This window comes from Phytobacter sp. MRY16-398, assembly GCF_003925915.1.
GTDB classification, from domain to species: domain Bacteria; phylum Pseudomonadota; class Gammaproteobacteria; order Enterobacterales; family Enterobacteriaceae; genus Phytobacter; species Phytobacter diazotrophicus.
In genome coordinates, this window is record NZ_AP018756.1 from 5,509,062 (window position 1) to 5,528,575 (window position 19,514).

Annotated in this window: 33 protein-coding genes; 20 read left to right on the forward strand and 13 right to left on the reverse strand. The window is 51.2% G+C overall.

Features of this window, described 5'->3' with window-relative positions:
• Nucleotides 1-436: 436 nt before the first annotated feature.
• From MRY16398_RS30750 to MRY16398_RS26970, 9 genes are all read right to left on the reverse strand, one after another.
• Nucleotides 437-589 (reverse strand): hypothetical protein, encoded by a 153-nt coding sequence (locus MRY16398_RS30750; RefSeq protein ID WP_155033999.1) that lies wholly within the window; start codon nt 587-589, stop codon nt 437-439.
• Nucleotides 586-1,422 (reverse strand): TAXI family TRAP transporter solute-binding subunit, encoded by an 837-nt coding sequence (locus MRY16398_RS26940; RefSeq protein WP_107224310.1) that lies wholly within the window; start codon nt 1,420-1,422, stop codon nt 586-588. The genes MRY16398_RS30750 and MRY16398_RS26940 overlap by 4 nt, the downstream gene beginning before the upstream one ends.
• A 381-nt stretch (nt 1,423-1,803) precedes the next feature.
• Entirely contained in the window at nt 1,804-2,616 is an 813-nt protein-coding gene (locus tag MRY16398_RS26945) for an antitermination protein (protein ID WP_103278841.1), read from the reverse strand.
• Nucleotides 2,613-3,986 carry a replicative DNA helicase gene (locus tag MRY16398_RS26950; RefSeq protein ID WP_125125522.1) on the reverse strand — a complete coding sequence of 458 codons (1,374 nt, stop codon included), beginning with the start codon at nt 3,984-3,986 and terminating at the stop codon, nt 2,613-2,615. The genes MRY16398_RS26945 and MRY16398_RS26950 overlap by 4 nt, the downstream gene beginning before the upstream one ends.
• Complete coding sequence (locus MRY16398_RS26955; protein ID WP_125125523.1) at nt 3,983-4,867, reverse strand: ATP-binding protein; 885 nt, start codon at nt 4,865-4,867, stop codon at nt 3,983-3,985. Before MRY16398_RS26955 ends, MRY16398_RS26950 begins: the two co-directional genes overlap by 4 nt.
• 16 nt (nt 4,868-4,883) lie before the next feature.
• Entirely contained in the window at nt 4,884-5,762 is an 879-nt protein-coding gene (locus MRY16398_RS26960; RefSeq protein WP_125125524.1) for a DNA-binding protein, read from the reverse strand.
• A 56-nt stretch (nt 5,763-5,818) separates the two neighbouring features.
• Entirely contained in the window at nt 5,819-6,118 is a 300-nt protein-coding gene (locus tag MRY16398_RS30755) for a hypothetical protein (protein ID WP_172600692.1), read from the reverse strand.
• 142 nt (nt 6,119-6,260) lie between these two features.
• Entirely contained in the window at nt 6,261-6,593 is a 333-nt protein-coding gene (locus MRY16398_RS26965; protein ID WP_125125525.1) for a hypothetical protein, read from the reverse strand.
• A gap of 1 nt (nt 6,594) precedes the next feature.
• Nucleotides 6,595-6,819, reverse strand: a complete 225-nt coding sequence (locus MRY16398_RS26970) for a helix-turn-helix domain-containing protein (RefSeq protein WP_125125526.1) — start codon at nt 6,817-6,819, stop codon at nt 6,595-6,597.
• 101 nt (nt 6,820-6,920) lie between these two features.
• Between MRY16398_RS26970 and MRY16398_RS26975 the strand changes: the two genes are divergently transcribed.
• From MRY16398_RS26975 to MRY16398_RS27050, 17 genes are all read left to right on the forward strand, one after another.
• Nucleotides 6,921-7,625, forward strand: coding sequence for an XRE family transcriptional regulator (locus tag MRY16398_RS26975; RefSeq protein ID WP_125125735.1), 705 nt, complete (start codon nt 6,921-6,923; stop codon nt 7,623-7,625).
• A gap of 175 nt (nt 7,626-7,800) precedes the next feature.
• Nucleotides 7,801-8,004 carry a hypothetical protein gene (locus tag MRY16398_RS26980; protein WP_125125527.1) on the forward strand — a complete coding sequence of 68 codons (204 nt, stop codon included), beginning with the start codon at nt 7,801-7,803 and terminating at the stop codon, nt 8,002-8,004.
• Nucleotides 8,001-8,192 carry a hypothetical protein gene (locus tag MRY16398_RS26985; protein WP_125125528.1) on the forward strand — a complete coding sequence of 64 codons (192 nt, stop codon included), beginning with the start codon at nt 8,001-8,003 and terminating at the stop codon, nt 8,190-8,192. Before MRY16398_RS26980 ends, MRY16398_RS26985 begins: the two co-directional genes overlap by 4 nt.
• Nucleotides 8,189-8,611 (forward strand): hypothetical protein, encoded by a 423-nt coding sequence (locus tag MRY16398_RS26990; RefSeq protein ID WP_125125529.1) that lies wholly within the window; start codon nt 8,189-8,191, stop codon nt 8,609-8,611. The genes MRY16398_RS26985 and MRY16398_RS26990 overlap by 4 nt, the downstream gene beginning before the upstream one ends.
• A gap of 188 nt (nt 8,612-8,799) precedes the next feature.
• Nucleotides 8,800-8,994 carry a hypothetical protein gene (locus tag MRY16398_RS26995; protein WP_125125530.1) on the forward strand — a complete coding sequence of 65 codons (195 nt, stop codon included), beginning with the start codon at nt 8,800-8,802 and terminating at the stop codon, nt 8,992-8,994.
• Nucleotides 8,987-9,340 carry a hypothetical protein gene (locus MRY16398_RS27000; protein ID WP_125125531.1) on the forward strand — a complete coding sequence of 118 codons (354 nt, stop codon included), beginning with the start codon at nt 8,987-8,989 and terminating at the stop codon, nt 9,338-9,340. Before MRY16398_RS26995 ends, MRY16398_RS27000 begins: the two co-directional genes overlap by 8 nt.
• The gene (locus MRY16398_RS27005) at nt 9,330-9,566 is read left to right on the forward strand and encodes a hypothetical protein (RefSeq protein ID WP_232034368.1); all 237 of its coding nucleotides are present in this window, start codon (nt 9,330-9,332) and stop codon (nt 9,564-9,566) included. Before MRY16398_RS27000 ends, MRY16398_RS27005 begins: the two co-directional genes overlap by 11 nt.
• Nucleotides 9,567-9,611: 45 nt before the next feature.
• A complete protein-coding gene (locus MRY16398_RS31485; protein ID WP_458575212.1) occupies nt 9,612-9,800 on the forward strand; it encodes a ParE family toxin-like protein in 189 nt (62 codons plus the stop codon).
• Nucleotides 9,797-10,213, forward strand: coding sequence for a hypothetical protein (locus tag MRY16398_RS27015; protein ID WP_125125533.1), 417 nt, complete (start codon nt 9,797-9,799; stop codon nt 10,211-10,213). The genes MRY16398_RS31485 and MRY16398_RS27015 overlap by 4 nt, the downstream gene beginning before the upstream one ends.
• Complete coding sequence (locus MRY16398_RS27020; protein WP_125125534.1) at nt 10,213-10,437, forward strand: hypothetical protein; 225 nt, start codon at nt 10,213-10,215, stop codon at nt 10,435-10,437. Before MRY16398_RS27015 ends, MRY16398_RS27020 begins: the two co-directional genes overlap by 1 nt.
• A 199-nt stretch (nt 10,438-10,636) precedes the next feature.
• Complete coding sequence (locus MRY16398_RS27025) at nt 10,637-10,861, forward strand: hypothetical protein (protein WP_125124565.1); 225 nt, start codon at nt 10,637-10,639, stop codon at nt 10,859-10,861.
• Entirely contained in the window at nt 10,858-11,082 is a 225-nt protein-coding gene (locus MRY16398_RS27030) for a hypothetical protein (RefSeq protein ID WP_125125535.1), read from the forward strand. The genes MRY16398_RS27025 and MRY16398_RS27030 overlap by 4 nt, the downstream gene beginning before the upstream one ends.
• Before the next feature lie 160 nt (nt 11,083-11,242).
• Nucleotides 11,243-11,689 carry a hypothetical protein gene (locus MRY16398_RS27035; protein ID WP_125125536.1) on the forward strand — a complete coding sequence of 149 codons (447 nt, stop codon included), beginning with the start codon at nt 11,243-11,245 and terminating at the stop codon, nt 11,687-11,689.
• Nucleotides 11,682-11,828 carry a hypothetical protein gene (locus MRY16398_RS30760; RefSeq protein WP_172600693.1) on the forward strand — a complete coding sequence of 49 codons (147 nt, stop codon included), beginning with the start codon at nt 11,682-11,684 and terminating at the stop codon, nt 11,826-11,828. The genes MRY16398_RS27035 and MRY16398_RS30760 overlap by 8 nt, the downstream gene beginning before the upstream one ends.
• Nucleotides 11,829-11,835: 7 nt before the next feature.
• Nucleotides 11,836-12,087 (forward strand): pyocin activator PrtN family protein, encoded by a 252-nt coding sequence (locus tag MRY16398_RS27040; protein WP_125125537.1) that lies wholly within the window; start codon nt 11,836-11,838, stop codon nt 12,085-12,087.
• Between the two features lie 329 nt (nt 12,088-12,416).
• Nucleotides 12,417-12,761, forward strand: coding sequence for a type II toxin-antitoxin system RelE/ParE family toxin (locus MRY16398_RS27045; RefSeq protein WP_039077908.1), 345 nt, complete (start codon nt 12,417-12,419; stop codon nt 12,759-12,761).
• A gap of 1 nt (nt 12,762) precedes the next feature.
• Nucleotides 12,763-13,080 (forward strand): helix-turn-helix domain-containing protein, encoded by a 318-nt coding sequence (locus tag MRY16398_RS27050; protein WP_071194355.1) that lies wholly within the window; start codon nt 12,763-12,765, stop codon nt 13,078-13,080.
• 41 nt (nt 13,081-13,121) lie between these two features.
• Here MRY16398_RS27050 and MRY16398_RS27055 read toward each other — a convergent pair whose 3' ends face one another.
• The gene (locus MRY16398_RS27055; RefSeq protein ID WP_039077910.1) at nt 13,122-14,438 is read right to left on the reverse strand and encodes a conjugal transfer protein TraF; all 1,317 of its coding nucleotides are present in this window, start codon (nt 14,436-14,438) and stop codon (nt 13,122-13,124) included.
• A 272-nt stretch (nt 14,439-14,710) separates the two neighbouring features.
• On the opposite strand from MRY16398_RS27055, the gene zur reads away from it, so the two are divergent.
• Nucleotides 14,711-15,226, forward strand: a complete 516-nt coding sequence (gene zur, locus MRY16398_RS27060) for a zinc uptake transcriptional repressor Zur (RefSeq protein ID WP_039077912.1) — start codon at nt 14,711-14,713, stop codon at nt 15,224-15,226.
• Nucleotides 15,227-15,333: 107 nt separating this feature from the next.
• On the opposite strand, the gene MRY16398_RS27065 is transcribed toward zur, so the two are convergent.
• On the reverse strand, nt 15,334-15,543 hold the full coding sequence (locus tag MRY16398_RS27065) for a CsbD family protein (RefSeq protein ID WP_039077936.1): 210 nt from the start codon (nt 15,541-15,543) through the stop codon (nt 15,334-15,336).
• Between the two features lie 97 nt (nt 15,544-15,640).
• Here MRY16398_RS27065 and MRY16398_RS27070 point away from each other — a divergent pair, with 97 nt between their 5' ends.
• Nucleotides 15,641-15,829 (forward strand): hypothetical protein, encoded by a 189-nt coding sequence (locus tag MRY16398_RS27070; RefSeq protein ID WP_071194358.1) that lies wholly within the window; start codon nt 15,641-15,643, stop codon nt 15,827-15,829.
• Here MRY16398_RS27070 and lexA read toward each other — a convergent pair.
• Both lexA and MRY16398_RS27080 read right to left on the reverse strand, forming a co-directional pair.
• Nucleotides 15,804-16,418 carry a transcriptional repressor LexA gene (gene lexA / locus MRY16398_RS27075; protein WP_039077914.1) on the reverse strand — a complete coding sequence of 205 codons (615 nt, stop codon included), beginning with the start codon at nt 16,416-16,418 and terminating at the stop codon, nt 15,804-15,806. The genes MRY16398_RS27070 and lexA overlap by 26 nt on opposite strands.
• Before the next feature lie 108 nt (nt 16,419-16,526).
• Nucleotides 16,527-16,895 (reverse strand): diacylglycerol kinase, encoded by a 369-nt coding sequence (locus MRY16398_RS27080; RefSeq protein WP_079497650.1) that lies wholly within the window; start codon nt 16,893-16,895, stop codon nt 16,527-16,529.
• A 130-nt stretch (nt 16,896-17,025) separates the two neighbouring features.
• On the opposite strand from MRY16398_RS27080, the gene plsB reads away from it, so the two are divergent.
• Entirely contained in the window at nt 17,026-19,446 is a 2,421-nt protein-coding gene (plsB, locus tag MRY16398_RS27085) for a glycerol-3-phosphate 1-O-acyltransferase PlsB (protein ID WP_039077916.1), read from the forward strand.
• Nucleotides 19,447-19,514 lie beyond the last annotated feature (68 nt).

The window sequence follows — 19,514 nt, forward strand, 5'->3', positions numbered from 1 at the left end:
AAATTGCCAATACCAATTCGTCAATGAGTTAAACTCATCGTCCAAACAAAGCAACAGCCTTAGCCATAAAAAAAGACCTGCCACGGGACAGGTCATAAATCAGGGTTATCTCTATATTTGTTATGCATAATTCCAAGTATTCCGAAGGTGCAGGACTGTTGCGTACCGTTGGTGTAAGTTACAGAAACAGCAACCTGTCTTACACACCCCGCAAATCTGGATTTATTACAGAAATACATTACCACGGGTATAAAAGCATTTCACCAAAATTTAGCTTTGTACATTTTCGTGATCTGATCCACATTTATCGGGCGTTAACAGACATATAACCAGACGTGTTGCTGTATTTCACAGGTAGTGTACGGTGTCGTCACTTCCTGTTTTTTTTCATAACATTCCACACTCCCCCCATACAACAGGGGATTTTTGTGCAGTATTATTTTTTAGCTTTATAAGGTCGGTACCAGCAGACCACCAGCATGACGATGGAAATGCCCAGCAGAGCAAAATCCATCAGTACGCCAGCCAGCCGCCAGGCAATAAACAGAGACACGATAAAAAGAGTCCACCAGCCAACGCGCTTAATCATTTGCTGCCCAGCACGCGGGACAGGTTTTTGAGCAGCACAGTTGATGCGGTTTCCAGCATGTCATCACCGGCATCAGTGTTTGCGACCACCAGCGTTTTAGTACACGGCACTTTCACTTTTGAATCACTGAGCCAGCCAGATTCAGTGACCGCCTTTTTCAGCTCATAAACCGCTTTGCCGTTTGGCAACTTATCGTCGACGCTCCAGCCATTCATGCTGATCATCGTCAGGCCGCTGCCCTTCTGGTTTACCGACTCCAGAAACTTATTCGTGCGGTCTGGTGCTGACACCCACAGGAACGCGTCATATTCCCCGGTAGTGACTTTTGCCAGCGAACGAACGCCGCCTTTTGCGTAGGTCTCTACTTTCGCGTAATCCTTTTCGAGGGACTGGAGATATTGCCAGGATGCATAAGAACCGCTGGCAGGTTCACCCACGGCGATTTTAATGCCTTCTTTCAGATCGCTTTCGCTGCCGACCTTCCCGCCGTCTTTCACGGCCACAAACACGCATTCATCGCCCAGCTCGCCGATGATGTCGACCTTCTGAGCTTCGTTACCGTGTCGGCTGCGCCAGAACTGAAATGCATCAGCCTGGGTGAAACCGATCTGCGCTTCGCCGCTGGCGACTTTATCAAGGTTGTCCAGTGAGCCTTTGCTCGGGACTACTGTCGATTTATAGCCATATTCGCTTAGCGCACTGGCGAGGTTCACACCATACACAGCGTTGTACGTTAAGCCCTGCTGCCCGGTGGTGATCGTGATGTCAGCGGCTGTTGCTCCAAAACTGGAAAACAGGAGAACCGCCGCAATAGCGGTGAATGATTTCTTCATGGGACTTTCCTTTAAGGGGTGAGCCAGTGCCCAGGGAGAGTACGCAGAGAGTCAGACTCCCTGTGGCTCACCTCTGTAAAGGCTCTGCGGTTTGATGTTTGCGTCGGCACAGACGCGGGATGGCTTCGGCCGCCGGAGCAATCACAACCAGACCAGTAGAGGGAACGGTCCAGCGACCAAAGAAGGCGGCCTCTGCGCAAGCGCCTGACGGTTGGGTAATGAGCCGCCGTCAGTGAGGCCTGAATACGAAAAAAGGCCCGCCGAAGCGAGCCTTAAATTTGGTGGTTATTCGTTTCAGACGCACGAACCCATAATTAGAAGCATACTAGACAACTTCGGACAAAATCAAGCCCTACGTTTCGAAAATGCTAAATATGCTCGCTATCGTGTGACACGTTCAAATTCTCGCGCTGCATTGTTCTCGCCCGCGTTGCACACATCCACCAGCGCTTCATAGAATGGCTTCCAGTTCCTTGTCCACGTTCTGACATGGAGGTCAGGCACGAATTTGAGGATTGCTTTGTGAGCCACTGTGGACGGCGTGACCGTAAAACCATTACCACTACAACGCTCACAGACCTTGAATACCGGCGCCCCCTTTTCTTTTGTCGCCTTGCGGTCGAGCACCTCGCCTTTTCCGCCACAGCGGCAGCGTGCGCTTAACTGGCCCTTGCCGTCGCAAGCTTCACATTTGGCCGGGACAATCTCCGTTACCTCTGTCCATTGCTCCCAGTCTGACGGATGAACAGCGCGGGAGCGACTGGCCCAGTAAGGCGCTTTCCCCCATGGGTAGGATACTTTACGCGTGACCTGCGTCGCGGTGGTTTTCCCTGTGCCGTTGCAACGGAGGCAGGTTGCTGTGCTGGCCGCCGAGCGTGAGTATTCTGCGAAAGCGAATTGCGCGAGCAGCATCATACAGTTTCCGAATTGCCCACCAGCAGCTTTGCGAACGTTCTTCGGCGCAGCCTCCATTGCGTATCGTGCCAGCGCCTGAACCGCCAGTTGCTCATCAGACCTGCTGACCCCAGCTTTTCCGAGGAATGCTGCCAGGCCGAACCGTGCGCGGCTGCTGGTGGCTCCAAACGCATACATGATATCAGTGCCGTTAAGTCGGTCGGGTGAGGTGCTCTTCGTATCATCATTGATGAGCATTCCCTGAGGGCTGAAATGTTTGAGACCTGATTCCATCTTCATTGCGCATTCTCCCACTTCTGACCGCTATAACGTTTAGGCTGTGTTTTTTGTTGTGGTGTGCACCGGCGGCGGGCCTCATCCTGGTCGACTGGCAGGAAGTGTCCGTTAAAGAAACGGCGATATACCGTGCCGAGCGCACCGTTGCGTTGTTTTGTGACATTGATTTCGGCGATACCTTTCGCCATTGACTCCGGGTTATAGACTTCATCGCGGTAGAGCATCATGATGATGTCCGCATCCGCTTCGATTTCCCCGGAGTTTTTTAAATCAGAGTTCATTGGGCGCTTATTGGGGCGTGATTCAACGCCGCGGGAAAGTTGACTCAGGGCGATGACGGGTATCTGATTTGCCTTTGCCAGCCTCTTTAGCCCCTTCGACACCTCACCAACAGCCAGGTCATATCGTGCGGCACTCTGTATCCTGATAAGCGCCAGATAATCAATGACCACCAGTGCCATTTCCGGGTGTGCAATCTTCCACCGGGTGGCCGTCTGGCTAATCTGATCAAGCGTCAGGTTTGTGGCGTCAACCATCCAGACCTTGCGCCCCGTCAGTCGCCCGACGCCCGTCGACAGTCTTGCCCAGTCCTCGTCTTCAAATTTATCGGCGGCCTTGAGGCGCGATACAGGCATTCCGCCCGCGGCGGAAACCATGCGCTCGGTTATCTGAATACTGGACATCTCCAGCGAGAAGAACAGTACACCCTGCCCCCGCTCTGACACTTTATCGATAATATCCAGCGCCAGTTCTGTCTTGCCCATTGACGGGCGTGCGGCAATAAACACCAGATCACCAGGTTCAATACCTCCCGTTTTCTCGTCCATCTCAGTAATGCCGGTAAGCAGCAGGTGACCCGCGTCGCGCCCCTGCATTCTGGCTTCCACCTTCTCAACGACGCCCGGGAGTAACTCATCAATCGCAACAGGCTGCACCAGTCCGTCATCGATACCGATGCAGGCCATAGCGCTTTGTGCCTGCTCCAGTGCAGCAACAGCAGCCTCACCGGTAGCAGCATTGCGGATACTATCCATCGCGGTTTCGATAACCTGATACGCGTCCCGGACAGCAGCATTGCGCATCAGTGTTGCGACATACGAGGGTAGCGAGGATTTTGCCCAGGCGATGGGTGCCGTGGCACTGATAATGGCCTCATACCCGGGCATCTGACCGCACAGCAGTATCGGGTCGATAACGCCAGTGCCTCTTGCCTGTCGGCATACCCCGGCGTAAATATCCCGGTACTGGCTGACAGAAAACGCGGTTGCCGGCAGTCGGGATATCACATCCATCACTTCGGGATCCGCACCACGCAGGAGTATTGCACCAATCACCGCCCCTTCCAGATCGGTGTTTTTCCACACAGGCGTCATTCGGTCACTCCATTGCTGCGATAGCTTTCCCAGTTAAACACCTGGCGGTTTCGCCCGCCGTCAGTGACGCGATCGACGATGCGCTCACCAATCGCATCTTTCAGTTGGTCAAATGTCAGGTTACTGACCAGGATGGTAGGCAAAATACTCTCGTAGCGGGCATTGATAACCTCCTGCAGGATGGCTGATTCGGCCAGGCTACCGAACTGCACACCCACCTCGTCGATAATCAGCAGATCCAGCGAAATGAAGTGGTCCAGTACGTCATCCTCGGTGTGGTCGGAATTATTGCGCCAGGTGTTTTTTACGGCACGGGTCAGGCGCATAACGTCGGTGATTTCCACCCGCGCAAGATGGTTACGAATGATGGTTTTCGCCAGAGAAACGGCGAGGTGGTTTTTGCCTGTCCCGCATTTTCCCAGCATCACCAGTCCGGTTCCTGCAGCAAGGCGGTCTGGCCAGCTTTCGGCATAACGCTGACAGGCTGAAAGGTTTTTGGCTGCGCCCGGGGTTACGGGCTGATAAGTGGCGAATTCGCAATGTTCAAAGCGGCGGGCAATCCCGGCTTCGCTCAGCAGGTCAGACACGCGCAGCGAACGCAGCTTCTCGTCGACCTGAGCGATCTCATCGCGAATACAGGCGGGGCAGCGTGAGACCTTGAAGTTTTCGTTGCCCCGAAGGTCTTTGCCGATCAGCGTGAACTGCCCGAAATCGCCATGTCCGGCATTCGCAGTGCATTCAATGGTCCTGATTTCGCCACTGTGCCAGTGACCAAACTGCCAGGGTTTTTTATGCTCAACAGCAAATGACAGTTCTTCGTTGAGGTTTTCCTGCTGCGCTTTCAGCGCCTCGCGCTCTGAGCGCTGATTAAGATCCAACATGTTAATCACTCCGTTATCACCAGTTGCAGTCCGACTCGCCATAATCCTGCTCACTAAAACCCGATACCGGGAGTACGTTTCGTCGCCCACCTCCGGGAGCGGATGGTGCCTGCCAGGGTTCGTCAAAGTGTCGGTCAGGGCCGAAGAACGTCGCGGCCTGCTTGACGAACTGAGTCCCGGTGCCACCTGTCGTACGGGAATAGGCTGCGTATCGCTTCACGCCTGCCAGCATGGTTTCAGGTTTAACTCCGTCTTTCAGGCGCGCTTTCCAGGCCTTGAAGGCGGCGGCTTTGGAATTACCACCAGCGCGTTTTGGGTATACCTGCCACGCTGTTTCAAACTCAGGTGAATAATCCTGTTTTGCAGGACAAGCCGGTGCAGAGGCGTCAGCCGATGCGCCAGTGTTTGTATTCTCTGAAGTAATCTCTGTTGTAATCTCTGTAGGATCGAAATGGGATTTTCCCGACTCGCGGCGAGGGGTTTCCCGTGTTCGCGGAGAGGGCGTTTCCGGTTTCCCGAAGTCGGATTTTCCCTCTTCCCGAAAACGGGTTTCCCCATTTCGGGGAACGGTGTTGTTTTCATTGATAATTTCATCAAGACAATCACAGTCGATGCGAAAGTAAACTTTGTGCTCGAGGCGCTTGTGCGTTTCCAGAAGAATGCCACGCGAGACAAGCTGTTTGCGGGCTGTGGCCTGCTGGTCAAACGTCAGGCCGGTTTCAGCCTCAATGGCTTCACGCGTCTTGTGTACACCCTCCTCAGCGTGAGTTTTGTCCTGCCAGTAAAATATCTGGCTGAAAAAAATAACCGCATGAGGGCTGCCCATGACCTTTACCAGCCCAGGGTAGTAAGCGACAGGGCGCCCGAAATCGAGTAACAGATCAGAAGGTCTCATGGTGTACACCTGGGCTTGATTTGAAATTGAATGTTCTGGTATTGTTTTTCATGGAATTACTCCTGAGGTAGTTTCAAAAAGACGCAAGGTAGGAAGTCAAAACAAACCCGGTTGAGTTGCCTCTCTTCCGGGTTTTTTCTTGCCCGCCTTACGCTCCGCTGCTGTTGTCTGACCGACAGCCCACTGACGGGCGTGACAGAGGCAGTCATCAAACGCGGCGCCCTTTTTGCTCGGTTGCGACATGCGCCGGTAATGCTCAACGCCCTTGTCGCCCCCCCCCTGGCAACCGCTTCACTGAATCCCTCTGCCACCAGCTTCGCGATGATGTGTTTTTTCAGGAAATCAACAGGGTGCATAACCCCTCCTCCGTTGGTGCCGAACCTGCCTCCGGTATATCCTTTCGTTCCCACACCTACGGACCGAAGGAGGTTCGGCATGTCTCAAGAAGTCACTCCCCTGTTTTGTTACAGGGACGAAAATCAGTACAACGAATTCCTGTCAGTTTTTACCGACGCACACGCACTGCCAGTGACCTTTGAGGTCTGGCAAAGAGACACCGAAATAACGATTCAGGTGCTCCAGAACCAGGGAGTTGTCGTTTATCGCGCGTATCCTGACAGCAAAGAGGAATTCATCGAATTTTGTCGGGTCTTTGGGTACATCGCCGATAACAAGGCCCGATTCAATTTCGCTTCCTTCAAGTCCCAGCAGTAACTGTTTCGCAGCGGCAAACGTCACCGGGGAGACAATTAACCACTCCCCGTACTGCGCCCCCATATAGCTAATAGTCACTTCCTCGTTCACATCCGCTCCTGTTGATTGATGTGACATGTCACGCTCCTGCCTTTCGGGTAACGCCAAGCTTTCCATACAAAAGCCAGCTAGGATCGCAGTTGAGCGCTCTTGCTAAATCGAAAAGACATCGTGGGTGTGTTGTTTTTCCAGCCTCGATTAAATGAATGGTTTGTTGCTTAATTGAAGCGTTGCCAGCCAACTCAGATTGAGTAAGCCCAAGCTCTAAGCGCTTGGATTTGAGCCTTTCGCTTAATGTATTCATATGGACTCCAAACAAGTTTAATTGTATTGTATTTTGAAGATATCTTGTTTGTCAAAGACCATTTTTCTTGTGAACATCAGGAAACAAAGCGCGAGGAATTTATGAGCATTGCCGACAGAGTAAGAAAACTGCGGATCCACCGAGAGCTAACGCAAGCAGAGCTGGCATCAAAAATCCACACCTCACAACAGGCTGTACAGCAACTTGAGGATGGGAAGGTGCGAAGGCCCAGGTACCTACCTGAACTGGCGCAGGCGCTTGGGTGTAGTGTCAAATGGTTGCTAACTGGCGAAGGTAATCCCATTAAAGGTGGTGATGCTCTACCGCCTGAATCTGAATGGGGAACCGTGGATGCGTGGGATAAAAACACCCCACTCCCAGATGATGAGGTTGAAGTGCCATTCTTGAAGGATATTGAGTTTGCCTGTGGTGACGGGCGCGTACATGGAGAGGATCACAACGGCTTTAAGCTGAGGTTTTCAAAAGCAACGCTTCGTCGGGTGGGTGCAAACACAGATGGTTCTGGGGTTCTATGCTTCCCAGCCACTGGAGACAGTATGGAACCAATAATACCTGATGGCGCAACCGTGGCGGTAGATACCGGAAACAAACGCATCATTGATGGTGAACTGTACGCAATTAACCAAGGTGATCTTAAACGTATCAAGCAACTATATCGAAAACCAGGTGGCAAACTCCTTATTCGCAGCATCAACCGAGACTATGACGACGAAGAAGCCAGTGAATCTGAGGTTGAAGTTATTGGATTTATATTCTGGTATTCAGTATTGAGATATCGCAGATAGTATTCTCCTCTCAAATAGGCCCGTAATCACGGGCTTTTTTATTATAACAAAAAAAAATAAAATCAAAAAAAACAACAAGTTGAATCAAGCTTGGTTGTTATTAACAAAATTGTATTTTACAAGTGAAATTGTAGTGAGTATCTTTACCTCATCAGCACATCACGGAGCCAATGAGATGAATTTACCAACATTTGATACCTTCCAAGGACTTCCTCTTAGCGCAACGGCCGCGTTGGAAAATATTCAGGACTTACTTTCTGCAACGGAGGTTTGCTTTTCCTCAGATGACAATCAAACCAACGCTATTGGCTTAATGGTTCTTGAATTAGCGCGCAAATACTCAACTGCTGCCTATATTGCATCAAAGGGGGAGCAATGAAAACCTTCAAAGGTCTTTCCCTGCAACCAGTAGATGCATTTCGTAATATCGCAGCAATAATAGAAGTGGGTCTGCTTATTTCAATTACCGATAAAGATGACGGTTCTGATTTAGGTGACTGCATTTTTCAACAGGCAAAACTATACGCCGAAGCCGCTGCCGATCACGCGCTGGAGAATCAGAAATGAAAACTCCCGAAGAAATGCTCAATGATATTGCCGCTCAGATCTCCGAGGGTAATACGCTGCTTGCGATGATTTATAAAAACACTGATGAAACTGATGAGAAAACGGATTCTGCAATAGCCTGTCTGATTCGCTCTCTCGATAAAACCCGAGAAACCACTTATGGTTATATTGATGAGCTGATAAAAAACAAAAATGCAGTATCGCCCCCCCCCGAAGGGATCGGTTCTGATATTGCGGATGATGTATTTTACGCAACGGTTAGCGCGGCGAAACTCAGGGAGCTTATTCACGTTTATAGTGAGTCATATTTTACCGGAAAAGACAGTGATGACCCTGATTGCCTGATGGCGGCGGTAATTTGCGATAACGCTATTAAAACACATGAAATACTGAAAAGCATCGAAGCGAAATTTAATTAATCAGAAAACTGAATTTAACAACGCCTTAACTGGCGGGGATTCCTGCAACTCAAAATCGAGTGAGGATAAATTATGACATTCATCAAAGACAAAGGTGCGTACAGGTCGGCATGCCTGATTGCAAGTTGTGGCGAGCCGTATGCACATATCGCCCGGTTATATCTGCGTAAGGCTTATGGGTGTTAATTATGGTCAATAACAACAGCACAATTGATGCGGTCCGCGACACTGCTGAAAACTTATATCAGTTGCTGGGTTTAATGTTTTCTCAGTTTAAGGAGATGGAGCCAGGGCAGACCGAATCTCTTATCGGTCTGAGTTTCGAATTAGCCAGCCAGATTTCTTCATGGGCTAACGCTGAGGAGAAACGTCGCAATGGATAAAATCAACCTGATTGAAACACGCCGCCGTCATTTAGTGCTGGCGAAACTTGATTCCGTTATGCGCAGAACGGGTGGAAACATTCAGATGGCGAAGTTGGATAATGGCGAGTTATTTCCGGTTGAATTATCCGAGGAATTATTAACGAAAGCGTTAATAAAACTTTTCGAAGAAATGATTTACGACACGCACAGGCGCGCCGAAGCGGAATCCATTATTTCTGAGCATTACGCCGACTGTATGGGCAGAAGCAAATTAACGCCTGATGCCGTGTATTTCATGGATGCGTTAATTGAAACCCTGGCCGAAGAAGCGATGAAAAAACGGAGGCTCCAGAATGCATGCTAACCAGAAAATGTTTGTGCGCGACGGCGTTTCGATTCCGTTACCAGTGCGGACAGTTGACCTGCACGTCTCCCCGGACTTCTCCGGTCGCGTACTGGTGTACCTGCAAGGCGGCCTGGTCTCTGAACGTCGCCTTACTGACGACGAGATGATTCTCAGCCTGGACGGGTTTATCGATCTGGCCCGTAAGTTCGGATGGACTGTTACCCCCCCCCCCAGCACGGATTAACGGGAGATACCTGTGGCACTGACAGCAATACGCATTCCTGAGTGGGTGCATGAACAGGCGGTTTTCGTTCTACGCCAGTACAGAAACAAACGGGTTCATCCCTGCCGTATGCATCGCTCAGGAAATCTGAGCCTTCGGGTTAACCGGCGCTGGCGGATGCTGTCACGCGATGGCGGCCAGAACTGGGAAGTGATGAGCCATGAAAAATACTCAAAGGTTAAGGACAGAAAATGACTGATAAACGCATTCACGCCAGCGCCATTGATCTGGCGCTCCAGAAGTACCACACGCCTGTCGGCGATCTGTTTGTTGCTACACATCACGGACGTATGAAGCGCTGCTTTAGCCGCGATACTGCCATCCGGCATCTGGCGCACTTTCTGACATCGCACGCTTTCGCTCGTTCCGGCCTGGCGGAACGCCACCCTGATGCACGAGAGATGAGACCGGAGGGTGAAGTTTGGGTGCGCGGCGCCGTCACGCAGGAATACTCCCTGGCTCACCAGCGCACCGTTCGTCGTTTGCGCCGCATGCTTGCCAGCAAGCGCGAAGCACAGAAGTGGCTGGCGAAATGGGATGCTTTTTATGACCGCGTTGCAAAAGAACGCGAAGAACTGCAGGCCAGCAAACCGGCGGGGATTATCTGATGGCAAAGAAACGCAACAGTAAGACCCGTCAGGGATTGTGCGGTGTGACCCTGGCGCAGGGACACCGGCTGACGCGGGAGCCAGTTACCGAGCAGAGCAAAACAGAACTGTTCGTATCCCAATACGAGATCGGAGATGGCAATGTGCAGATGCCTCTAAATCGCAGCATGCGCCGTTATGCGAAACACATTGGAATCACCCTCACAAAGGTAAAGACAAAATGAAACTCCTGCCATGTCCGCTTTGCGGAAACGATCAGATCGGGACTACAACGGTCATTTCATCCGTATCTGAGCATACTGAATGGGTTTCTCTGTACTGCTCGTGCTGCGGATTGAACCTGCCACCGAATGATCGTGAAGCGGCGTCGCTTATCTGGAACCAGCGAGCACCACGCCCCGAAAACGACCGGGAGCCGAAAGCATGAATATTGATTTCCAGGATAAAGGTGCCGTGGCCACGATATCCATCACCAGCTCCGTATTTGAGTTCCGGCGTCACAATCGCGTGGTTGATACTGTGCTTTTCCGGGAGTCGGGAGTCATCCACACGCGCAGCGGCTTTTTCCGGATGAAGACAGTTATCTCTGGCCCGTCAAATCGCATGCTTCGGGCATACAAGGTTGCACTACAGGAGGCTGCACGATGAGCAACGGTAATTTCCCAACATTTCCTGTCCCAGCTCGCCCCGGGTGTGGGCTGGGCGACAAAGGTATGACTTATCGCCAGCACCTCATTGCTCAGCTTGCACCCATCGTTATGGATGCGTTTTTCAATCAAGACTTTTGGGAGAATTACAACGAAATGGCTGGCTCTTTGATGAATGCCGTTGACGCGATTGTTGCTGCTGAACAGGAGACATCAGAGTGACAGAACAACTACCTGGTATTGTTCGCTTCTCGTTTAAGCAAAAATGCCTCTGGTGCAACGGGAGCGGGAAATTACCGAATTACAACCTGTATAGCTGTGGCACTGCGTGCACATACAGACCATGCGAGCACTGCAACGGAAAAGGTGAGGTGACAAAACCATGACACATGAACTGACCCCAGGGCTGCACCCTGAACGCCTGAAACACATCCGCGCATCGTATGAAGCCAGTAAACAGGGGCATGCATTTATCGGCCACCCGAGCTACGACGAACAGATTGCAATTATCGATGCACTCCTGACAGCAATGAGCAATCAGCCGGTGGCCTTCCGTAATCGTGGAGAGATTGGCGGGGTATCATTCGCCAAAGGGTTTGACTATGGCGAACTTCCTGACGGAGCACCACTCTACGCTCACCGCGCACCGGCATTCCCGGCAGTTATGCAGTTCGATTTTGTGAGCACGCTGCAAGCCGCCAGATCATACGTTAGAGCGTCAACTGCAACCAGTGGGCATGCGTTCGGTGTTCTCCAGGCGATTGATCGAGTATGCAGTGACTACGAACGTTGGCTGACATCAGTGCGCGAGGATCAAACGGATGCATAAAGCCTTTGAAGCATGGGTTCGCCAGCGGTATGGACGCCGCTATGACCTGACGCGTGATGCTGATGGCTTCTACTGCCGGGAAGTGGTTAAGAGGATGTTTGAAGCATGGTGCCACTGCCGTGGCCTGAGTGTGGTGTGAGGTGGGTATGAATACTATGTTTTTGCTGATGGCTGAATTTGAGACATCAACAATACCGCTGTCGGTTATTGCGGAGCGATATCTTGGTATGCGGCCAGCAACGGCAGATAAAAAGGCGGGCTGCGGCGAGTTACCGATACCCACTTTCCGTGTTGGTGACAGCCAGAAATCTCCGCGAATGGTTCACGTTGCCGACCTCGCGGAATTCATTGATATGCGTCGACAAGCCGCAAAAGATGAGTTAAAGAATTGCAGATAGTATCTCGACTTGGTACACCAATAGTACACCGCAATAACACAACTATCTGATTATTATAATGTGTAACTCCCATCGAGCATCGGCGCAATGGAGAAACGGTGAGCAGGATAAGCAGCAGACTGATTTTCTGGCGACATGGCGAATAAATAGGCTTTAGGTAAAAAAGGGGCGCTACTATAGCACAGAGAATCGCCGTCGGGCAGCGAGGACATTAGTGTAATTATTGTACTGCACATAATGGCACACATTCTGTTTTCTGACTGTTATTTGCTCATCCCTTTAGCTAAAATATACCCATATGGATATAAAAAATCGCAAGGATAACGCGAATGAAGCCACTGTATTGGGTGGGGAGCAGCAAAAAAGATCTTCAGTCTCTGCCGGAGGATGTTCAGGATGTTTTTGGTTATGCGTTGCATCTCGCACAAGACGGAGGTAAGCATCCCCAGGCAAAACCGTTAAAAGGATTTGGGGGCGCAGGTGTGCTGGAGGTGGTCGAAGACTATTGCACCGATACTTATCGCGCGGTTTATACCCTGAAATTCAGACAGGCGGTCTATGTGCTACATGCATTTCAGAAGAAGTCGTCATCCGGTATGCAAACCCCCAAATCTGATATAGAAAAAATTCGAGAACGTCTTAAGGCAGCAGAAGCCCATGCCAGAGGAGCATAATATGAGCCAGAATATCGATATCAGCAGCGGCAATGTTTATGCCGACATTGGACTGGACAATGCGGATGAAATGCAGGTTAAAGCGCAGCTTGCTACCACCATTGGCAATATCATTAAAAGTCGTCGTCTTACTCAGGTGGAGGCGGCAAAGTTATTGGGGATGACACAGCCCAGGCTATCAAATATGCTGCGCGGCCAATTTCGCGGCATAAGTGAAGTAAAAATGCTTGAATGTCTGACACGCTTAGGGCGCGATGTTCAAATTGTGGTTGGGCGCCCGCGCCGTACCCCGGGACGTATGAAGGTGGTTTTTGCCTGAGCACAAAGAAAAACCGGAGGCGCAAGGCCTCCGGTTGTGCATCAGAATGTCATGCTCAACTGCGCACCGGCACCCCAGGTTTTGTTCTCACCCACTAACCCCATTAAATCAACGTGCACGCGGTTAAATGGCGCAAAACCGACACCGCCGGTGAAGACGTTGCTTTCATCGCCTTTGACATCAGCGCGATAACCGGCACGAACCGCCAGCCAACTCAGAGGACGAACCTCCGCACCGACGCCAACAAACTGCGAGTTTTTCTCGCTCTTAAAGCCTTTGGTTTCCGTCAGATCACCATCAGCGCTTAGCGTCAGCAGATCGTTATGCCACGCCGCACCCGCAGTGACTAATGGGCTGATTTGGTAGGTATCTTTATAGTTTTTAACCTCACCGGTTCTGCCATTAGTGATAAATACATCTTTGGTGTCGATGTTACGCGAGACCAGGTTTTGTCCACTCAGACCGACGGTGACGTTATCTGTTAAATCTGCCGCCAGGCCAACATCAATGTTAAAGCCCGTGTCGTCCTTGCGGTACTTACTGTTGTTCCATTGGTTTTTGTCGTAATCATAAATCGAGGTGGTGTAGTTATAGATCCACGACTTTTGCAGTTTTGGCGTAACGCCCACGGAAAGCGGAACACCGCCCACGTCAAACTGGTGCGCCATGGCGATACCAAAATCCGTAATGATGGCCGCACGGCCTGATGCCGTGGAGTTAAGATTTTTTGTGATTTCGCCTGAGCCATTAGGTGAGAGTACGGCCCCCAGGGCAACGCCCGTGGCTACCGTATCACTGTTCTGGATATTGCGAAGATAGGTGATATCGTCCTGATCAATATTCGAATTGACGCGAGCATGCGCGTAACCTTTGGTCACAAAGGCAACAGACAACACATCGTTAGGAATCGTGACGGCGATACCGGCCCCGGCATTCGCGCTCGCGGTTTTACCATCCAGATAATCAAGCGAATCCGCCAGATCTTTTGCCGCTGACTGGAACTGATCAACAGTACTAACAGGGTTAAGCAGCACTTCCCGCAGGGTGAGGTTATTAACTATGTCCTTGTAATAATCGATCTTATTACTGATATCATCAATTTCATCACGCAGGTTGTCCTCATCAGTTATCCGCGCACCCACGGTCGGTAAGATGACCGTAACATTGTCTTCCGGTTTTGCTTTTGCCAGCAACGCCGGGTTAATGAATGCACCACTGCCGTAATTTGCGGAGGCAACACCTGTTCCCCCCATCGCATCATTACGTGCCTCTGCCCAGGTATTTGCCGCTCCGGCTTGCTTTGCCACGAAAAAGGAGACAGCGATAGCGACCACCGAAAGTTTAAGATTGTTTTTCACAGTATGCGTCTCGTAATCAAATGAGTTTTATGACCCTGTTAGTTGTGACATGGACAGGGAGGCTCTATTGCTGCGAATAACATCCAAAAAATATCCTATTTCTACTGAATGTAATAAAGCGTTACAGAAGATGTTGTTATATGAAGTGACCAACAATATTTATAGAAGACGCATAGCGATTGCGAAAGGTGAAGGCGCGGTCGTGATCTCGGCGTTTAGTACAGAACATGGTAAAGTGGGGGCTCATATTGCCATTTCATGAGAGAACGCCTATGGATAAGTCCACTTCGCAAGAGATGCTCGCGCAGGCCGAAAAACTGTGTGTGCAACGCAATGTGCGCCTGACTCCTCAGCGCCTCGAAGTGTTACGCCTGATGAGTCTGCAGCAGGGGGCAATCAGCGCTTATGACCTGCTCGATCTTCTGCGTGAGGCAGAGCCGCAGGCCAAACCTCCCACTGTCTATCGCGCGCTGGATTTCCTTTTAGAGCAAGGGTTTGTGCATAAAGTGGAGTCCACTAACAGCTACGTACTTTGTCATCTTTTCGATCAGCCAACGCACACGTCCGCAATGTTTATCTGTGACCGTTGTGGTGTGGTAAAAGAGGAGCAAGCGGAGGGCGTGGAAGACATCATGCATGCGCTGGCGGCAAAACGCGGTTTTGCGCTGCGCCATAATGTCATAGAAGCACATGGATTATGCGCTGATTGCGCGGAAGTGGAAGCGTGCCGACACCCCGGCAAATGTCATCATGACCACACGATTCAGTTGAAAAAAAAATCGCGCTAGTCGCGATTTTTCTCTTTTAAGCAGGTGAGGCAACCGAGGGTGGTACATCCATGTACCGTTCGGGCAGGGTAGCCATTGAGGGTTTACACATTGGGGGGATGTGAAGGCTACCAGCGGTAATCGTTCCGCGTTTCCCAATCCACGACTTCTTTTTCTGCCTGATCTTTGGCGTAGCCGTAGCGTTCCTGAATTTTACCGACCAACTGGTCGCGTTTACCTTCGATGATGGTCATATCATCGTCGGTCAATTTACCCCACTGTTCTTTCGCTTTACCTTTGAACTGTTTCCAGTTGCCGCTGACTTCGTCTTTATTCATCGTCGTCTCCTCATCATTGGTCATGAACAGCGTTATTCCTTTCGTTACGCTCTTAATATCCTGAACGTGATAATTATTGTAGTTAAGGATAGCGGCCATGATTCTTTATTCGGAATTTTTAACCATCGGAAAGCAAATTACCGGAATAGATATGCGGAGCAAAACCGAGCGAGATCAGAGGGATAAAAAAGAGGTTAAAGCTTTGTCAGTAAAAGCAAGCAACCGTGACAGCAGGCATGCCGCCACGGCTCAGAAGGGTATTACAGCCATTCACCATTGCGGATAACGCCAACCGCCAGACCTTCAATGGTGAAGTTGTGATCGCGCAGGTCCACTACAATAGGGGAAAACTCACTGTTTTCAGGCAATAGCTGCACGGTATTGCCCTGCTTTTTCAGCCGCTTGACCGTCACTTCATCGTCAATACGCGCTACAACAACCTGTCCGTTGCGAACATCCTGGGTTTTATGCACCGCCAGTAGATCGCCATCCATGATGCCGATATCTTTCATCGACATACCGCTTACGCGCAGCAGAAAATCAGCGTTAGGCTTGAAGAGAGAAGGATCGACCTGATAGTGCCCTTCAATGTGCTGTTGCGCCAGTAAAGGTTCGCCAGCAGCGACGCGCCCGATAAGCGGCAGCCCAATATCCTCTTCCTCTTCAAGCAACAGACGAATACCGCGAGACGCGCCGGATACAATCTCGATAACACCCTTACGCGCAAGCGCTTTCAAGTGTTCCTCTGCCGCGTTTGGGGAACGGAACCCCAACTGTTGCGCGATCTCCGCACGCGTCGGCGGCATACCTGTCTGGTTGATTCGATCGCGAATAAGATCGAACACCTCTTGCTGCCTGGCCGTTAAAGCTTTCATTCCGCCCCCTGGGTGTATATACAGTTATGCTGTGAGTATATACAGTTAAAGGCGATTTTGAAACCAAAATTAAGCAAAAAACGCGGACTTAACGCATTTCTGGAAGCGTTATCGAAAATAGCCCCATAGCAGAGAAACCCAGGTAAACAGTGCCAGGAGAATGGCCATCAATACCGCAGCAGACCCCATGTCTTTCGCACGACCCGAGAGTTCGTGAAATTCAGACCCAATACGGTCAACCACGGCTTCAATCGCACTATTAAGGATTTCCACAATCATCACCAGTACGACAGAGCCAATCAGCAGAACGCGCGTAATCGCATCTACATCCAGAAAAGCCGCAATGATGATGGCAATAACGACCGCGACACCTTCCTGACGAAAAGCAGCTTCGTTAATCCACGCTGCGCGCACCCCTTTCCATGAATAGCCTGCCGCTTTAATGATGCGGGTAATTCCAGTGGTATTGTTGGCCATCAAAAACAACCTTTTTATGTAATGAACGTCAATGTCTATGTAAGCTTATAGAGGTAGAAAAGAAATTCTGCGGACTTTCTGATATTCTTGCCGCGCAATGGCATTATTAACCAGAGGCTTTACATCGTTTATGTCCGGCTGGCCACGAATTTACTACAAATTACTTAATTTACCATTAAGCGTGCTGGTAAAAAGCAAGTCTATCCCGGCGGAACCCGCCCAGGAATTAGGGCTCGATACGTCGCGCCCTATTATGTACGTTTTGCCTTATAACTCGAAGGCAGATTTGCTGACCTTACGCGCTCAGTGTCTGGCACACGATTTGCCCGACCCCCTCGAACCGCTTGAAATCGACGGAGCAGAGCTGCCGCGTTATATCTTTATTCACGGCGGGCCGCGTGTCTTTACCTGGTACACGCCGAAAGAAGAGTCGATCAAGCTATTCCATGACTATCTCGATCTGCACCGCAGCCATCCCGATTTGGATGTTCAGATGGTGCCTGTGTCGATGATGTTTGGTCGTTCTCCAGGTCGCGAAAAGGGCGAGGTCAACCCGCCGCTGCGTATGCTAAACGGTATTCAGAAATTTTTCGCGATCTCGTGGCTTGGCCGCGACAGCTTTGTGCGTTTCTCCCCGCCGGTTTCGCTGCGTCGTATGGCAACCGAGCACGGCACGGACAAAACCATTGCGCAAAAACTGGCGCGCGTAGCGCGTATGCACTTTGCCCGTCAGCGCCTGGCCGCCGTGGGGCCGCGTTTACCTGCCCGTCAGGACCTGTTTAATAAGCTGCTCTCCTCCAAAGCCATCGCTCGCGCCGTAGAAGACGAAGCGCGCAGCAAAAAAATCTCCCATGATAAAGCGCAGCAAAACGCAATTGCCCTGATGGAAGAGATTGCGGCGAACTTCTCCTACGAGATGATCCGTCTGTCAGACCGTATCCTCGGCTTTACCTGGAACCGTCTGTATCAGGGCATTAATGTGCATAACGCGGAGCGTGTTCGTCAGCTCGCCCATGATGGCCATGAAATTGTCTATGTGCCCTGCCATCGCAGCCATATGGACTATTTGCTGCTCTCCTATGTGCTCTATCACCAGGGGCTGGTACCGCCGCATATTGCCGCCGGGATCAACCTGAACTTCTGGCCGGCGGGCCCCATTTTCCGTCGTCTGGGCGCGTTCTTTATTCGCCGTACCTTTAAGGGTAATAAGCTCTATTCGACCGTTTTCCGCGAGTATCTGGGTGAACTGTTTAACCGTGGCTACTCAGTGGAATACTTTGTTGAAGGCGGGCGCTCCCGTACGGGCCGTCTGTTGGATCCGAAGACCGGCACGCTTTCTATGACGATTCAGGCCATGCTGCGTGGAGGCACCCGTCCAATCACGCTGGTGCCAATCTACATTGGTTATGAGCATGTCATGGAGGTGGGGACTTACGCCAAAGAGCTGCGTGGCGCGACGAAAGAGAAAGAAGGTTTTGCCCAGATGATACGCGGTTTAAGTAAGCTGCGTAATCTCGGTCAGGGTTATGTGAACTTCGGCGAGCCTATCCCGCTGATGAACTACCTGAACCACCGGGTGCCGGAATGGCGCGAGTCTATCGATCCTATCGAAGCGGTGCGTCCTGCCTGGCTGACGCCGACGGTGAACGCTATTGCTGCCGATTTGATGGTACGCATTAACAATGCCGGCGCGGCAAACGCCATGAACCTCTGCTGTACCGCGCTTCTGGCCTCTCGCCAGCGTTCTCTGACCCGTGAACAGCTCACCGAACAGTTGAATTGCTACCTCAACCTGATGCGCAATGTGCCCTATGCCGCCGACACAACGGTACCCACCGTAAGTGCGGACGCGCTTATTGAGCATGCGTTGCAGATGAATAAGTTCGAAGTAGAGAAAGACACGATTGGCGATATCATCATTCTGCCGCGCGAGCAGGCGGTTCTGATGACGTACTACCGCAACAACATTGCGCATATGCTGATGTTGCCCTCACTGATGGCGGCCATTATTACCCAGCATCGTCATATCTCTCAGGACGAGATGCTGCGCCATGTTGAGCTGCTTTACCCGATGCTGAAAGCCGAGCTTTTCTTACGTTGGGAAAAAGAAGAGCTGGCAGGCGTGCTGGAAAGTCTTGCTCAGGAATTGCTGCGCCAGGGGCTGATCACCATGAAAGATGGCCAGCTTTATATCAACCCGGCACATTCCCGAACTCTGCAACTGCTGGCGGCGGGTGCGCGCGAAACGCTGCAACGCTATGCCATCACCTTCTGGCTGCTGAGCGCCAATCCGGCAATGAACCGCAGTACGCTGGAGAAAGAGAGCCGCACGCTGGCACAGCGTCTGTCTGTTCTGCACGGCATCAATGCGCCGGAATTCTTCGATAAGGCGGTATTCAGTACCCTGGTGCTGACGCTGCGTGACGAAGGGTATATCAGCGATACCGGAGATGCCGAGCCTGAGCAGACGCTGGCGGTGTATCAGCTATTAGCCGAGCTGATTACCTCTGATGTGCGCTTGACGATTGAGAGCGCAACCCAGGCTGAGTGAATAAAGGGCCGCATCGGGGAGTAATGTCCCCGATGCGCTTCGCTTATCGGGGCTACGCTGAGCCTGGC

Coding starts and splice junctions, on each gene's coding strand:
- MRY16398_RS30750 (WP_155033999.1), bottom strand. CDS start 589: ATGATTAAGCGCGTTGGCTGGTGGACTCTTTTTATCGTGTCTCTGTTT.
- MRY16398_RS26940 (WP_107224310.1), bottom strand. CDS start 1,422: ATGAAGAAATCATTCACCGCTATTGCGGCGGTTCTCCTGTTTTCCAGT.
- MRY16398_RS26945 (WP_103278841.1), bottom strand. CDS start 2,616: ATGAAGATGGAATCAGGTCTCAAACATTTCAGCCCTCAGGGAATGCTC.
- MRY16398_RS26950 (WP_125125522.1), bottom strand. CDS start 3,986: ATGACGCCTGTGTGGAAAAACACCGATCTGGAAGGGGCGGTGATTGGT.
- MRY16398_RS26955 (WP_125125523.1), bottom strand. CDS start 4,867: ATGTTGGATCTTAATCAGCGCTCAGAGCGCGAGGCGCTGAAAGCGCAG.
- MRY16398_RS26960 (WP_125125524.1), bottom strand. CDS start 5,762: ATGAGACCTTCTGATCTGTTACTCGATTTCGGGCGCCCTGTCGCTTAC.
- MRY16398_RS30755 (WP_172600692.1), bottom strand. CDS start 6,118: ATGCACCCTGTTGATTTCCTGAAAAAACACATCATCGCGAAGCTGGTG.
- MRY16398_RS26965 (WP_125125525.1), bottom strand. CDS start 6,593: ATGTCACATCAATCAACAGGAGCGGATGTGAACGAGGAAGTGACTATT.
- MRY16398_RS26970 (WP_125125526.1), bottom strand. CDS start 6,819: ATGAATACATTAAGCGAAAGGCTCAAATCCAAGCGCTTAGAGCTTGGG.
- MRY16398_RS26975 (WP_125125735.1), top strand. CDS start 6,921: ATGAGCATTGCCGACAGAGTAAGAAAACTGCGGATCCACCGAGAGCTA.
- MRY16398_RS26980 (WP_125125527.1), top strand. CDS start 7,801: ATGAATTTACCAACATTTGATACCTTCCAAGGACTTCCTCTTAGCGCA.
- MRY16398_RS26985 (WP_125125528.1), top strand. CDS start 8,001: ATGAAAACCTTCAAAGGTCTTTCCCTGCAACCAGTAGATGCATTTCGT.
- MRY16398_RS26990 (WP_125125529.1), top strand. CDS start 8,189: ATGAAAACTCCCGAAGAAATGCTCAATGATATTGCCGCTCAGATCTCC.
- MRY16398_RS26995 (WP_125125530.1), top strand. CDS start 8,800: ATGGTCAATAACAACAGCACAATTGATGCGGTCCGCGACACTGCTGAA.
- MRY16398_RS27000 (WP_125125531.1), top strand. CDS start 8,987: ATGGATAAAATCAACCTGATTGAAACACGCCGCCGTCATTTAGTGCTG.
- MRY16398_RS27005 (WP_232034368.1), top strand. CDS start 9,330: ATGCATGCTAACCAGAAAATGTTTGTGCGCGACGGCGTTTCGATTCCG.
- MRY16398_RS27015 (WP_125125533.1), top strand. CDS start 9,797: ATGACTGATAAACGCATTCACGCCAGCGCCATTGATCTGGCGCTCCAG.
- MRY16398_RS27020 (WP_125125534.1), top strand. CDS start 10,213: ATGGCAAAGAAACGCAACAGTAAGACCCGTCAGGGATTGTGCGGTGTG.
- MRY16398_RS27025 (WP_125124565.1), top strand. CDS start 10,637: ATGAATATTGATTTCCAGGATAAAGGTGCCGTGGCCACGATATCCATC.
- MRY16398_RS27030 (WP_125125535.1), top strand. CDS start 10,858: ATGAGCAACGGTAATTTCCCAACATTTCCTGTCCCAGCTCGCCCCGGG.
- MRY16398_RS27035 (WP_125125536.1), top strand. CDS start 11,243: ATGACACATGAACTGACCCCAGGGCTGCACCCTGAACGCCTGAAACAC.
- MRY16398_RS30760 (WP_172600693.1), top strand. CDS start 11,682: ATGCATAAAGCCTTTGAAGCATGGGTTCGCCAGCGGTATGGACGCCGC.
- MRY16398_RS27040 (WP_125125537.1), top strand. CDS start 11,836: ATGAATACTATGTTTTTGCTGATGGCTGAATTTGAGACATCAACAATA.
- MRY16398_RS27045 (WP_039077908.1), top strand. CDS start 12,417: ATGAAGCCACTGTATTGGGTGGGGAGCAGCAAAAAAGATCTTCAGTCT.
- MRY16398_RS27050 (WP_071194355.1), top strand. CDS start 12,763: ATGAGCCAGAATATCGATATCAGCAGCGGCAATGTTTATGCCGACATT.
- zur (WP_039077912.1), top strand. CDS start 14,711: ATGGATAAGTCCACTTCGCAAGAGATGCTCGCGCAGGCCGAAAAACTG.
- MRY16398_RS27065 (WP_039077936.1), bottom strand. CDS start 15,543: ATGAATAAAGACGAAGTCAGCGGCAACTGGAAACAGTTCAAAGGTAAA.
- MRY16398_RS27070 (WP_071194358.1), top strand. CDS start 15,641: ATGATTCTTTATTCGGAATTTTTAACCATCGGAAAGCAAATTACCGGA.
- lexA (WP_039077914.1), bottom strand. CDS start 16,418: ATGAAAGCTTTAACGGCCAGGCAGCAAGAGGTGTTCGATCTTATTCGC.
- MRY16398_RS27080 (WP_079497650.1), bottom strand. CDS start 16,895: ATGGCCAACAATACCACTGGAATTACCCGCATCATTAAAGCGGCAGGC.
- plsB (WP_039077916.1), top strand. CDS start 17,026: ATGTCCGGCTGGCCACGAATTTACTACAAATTACTTAATTTACCATTA.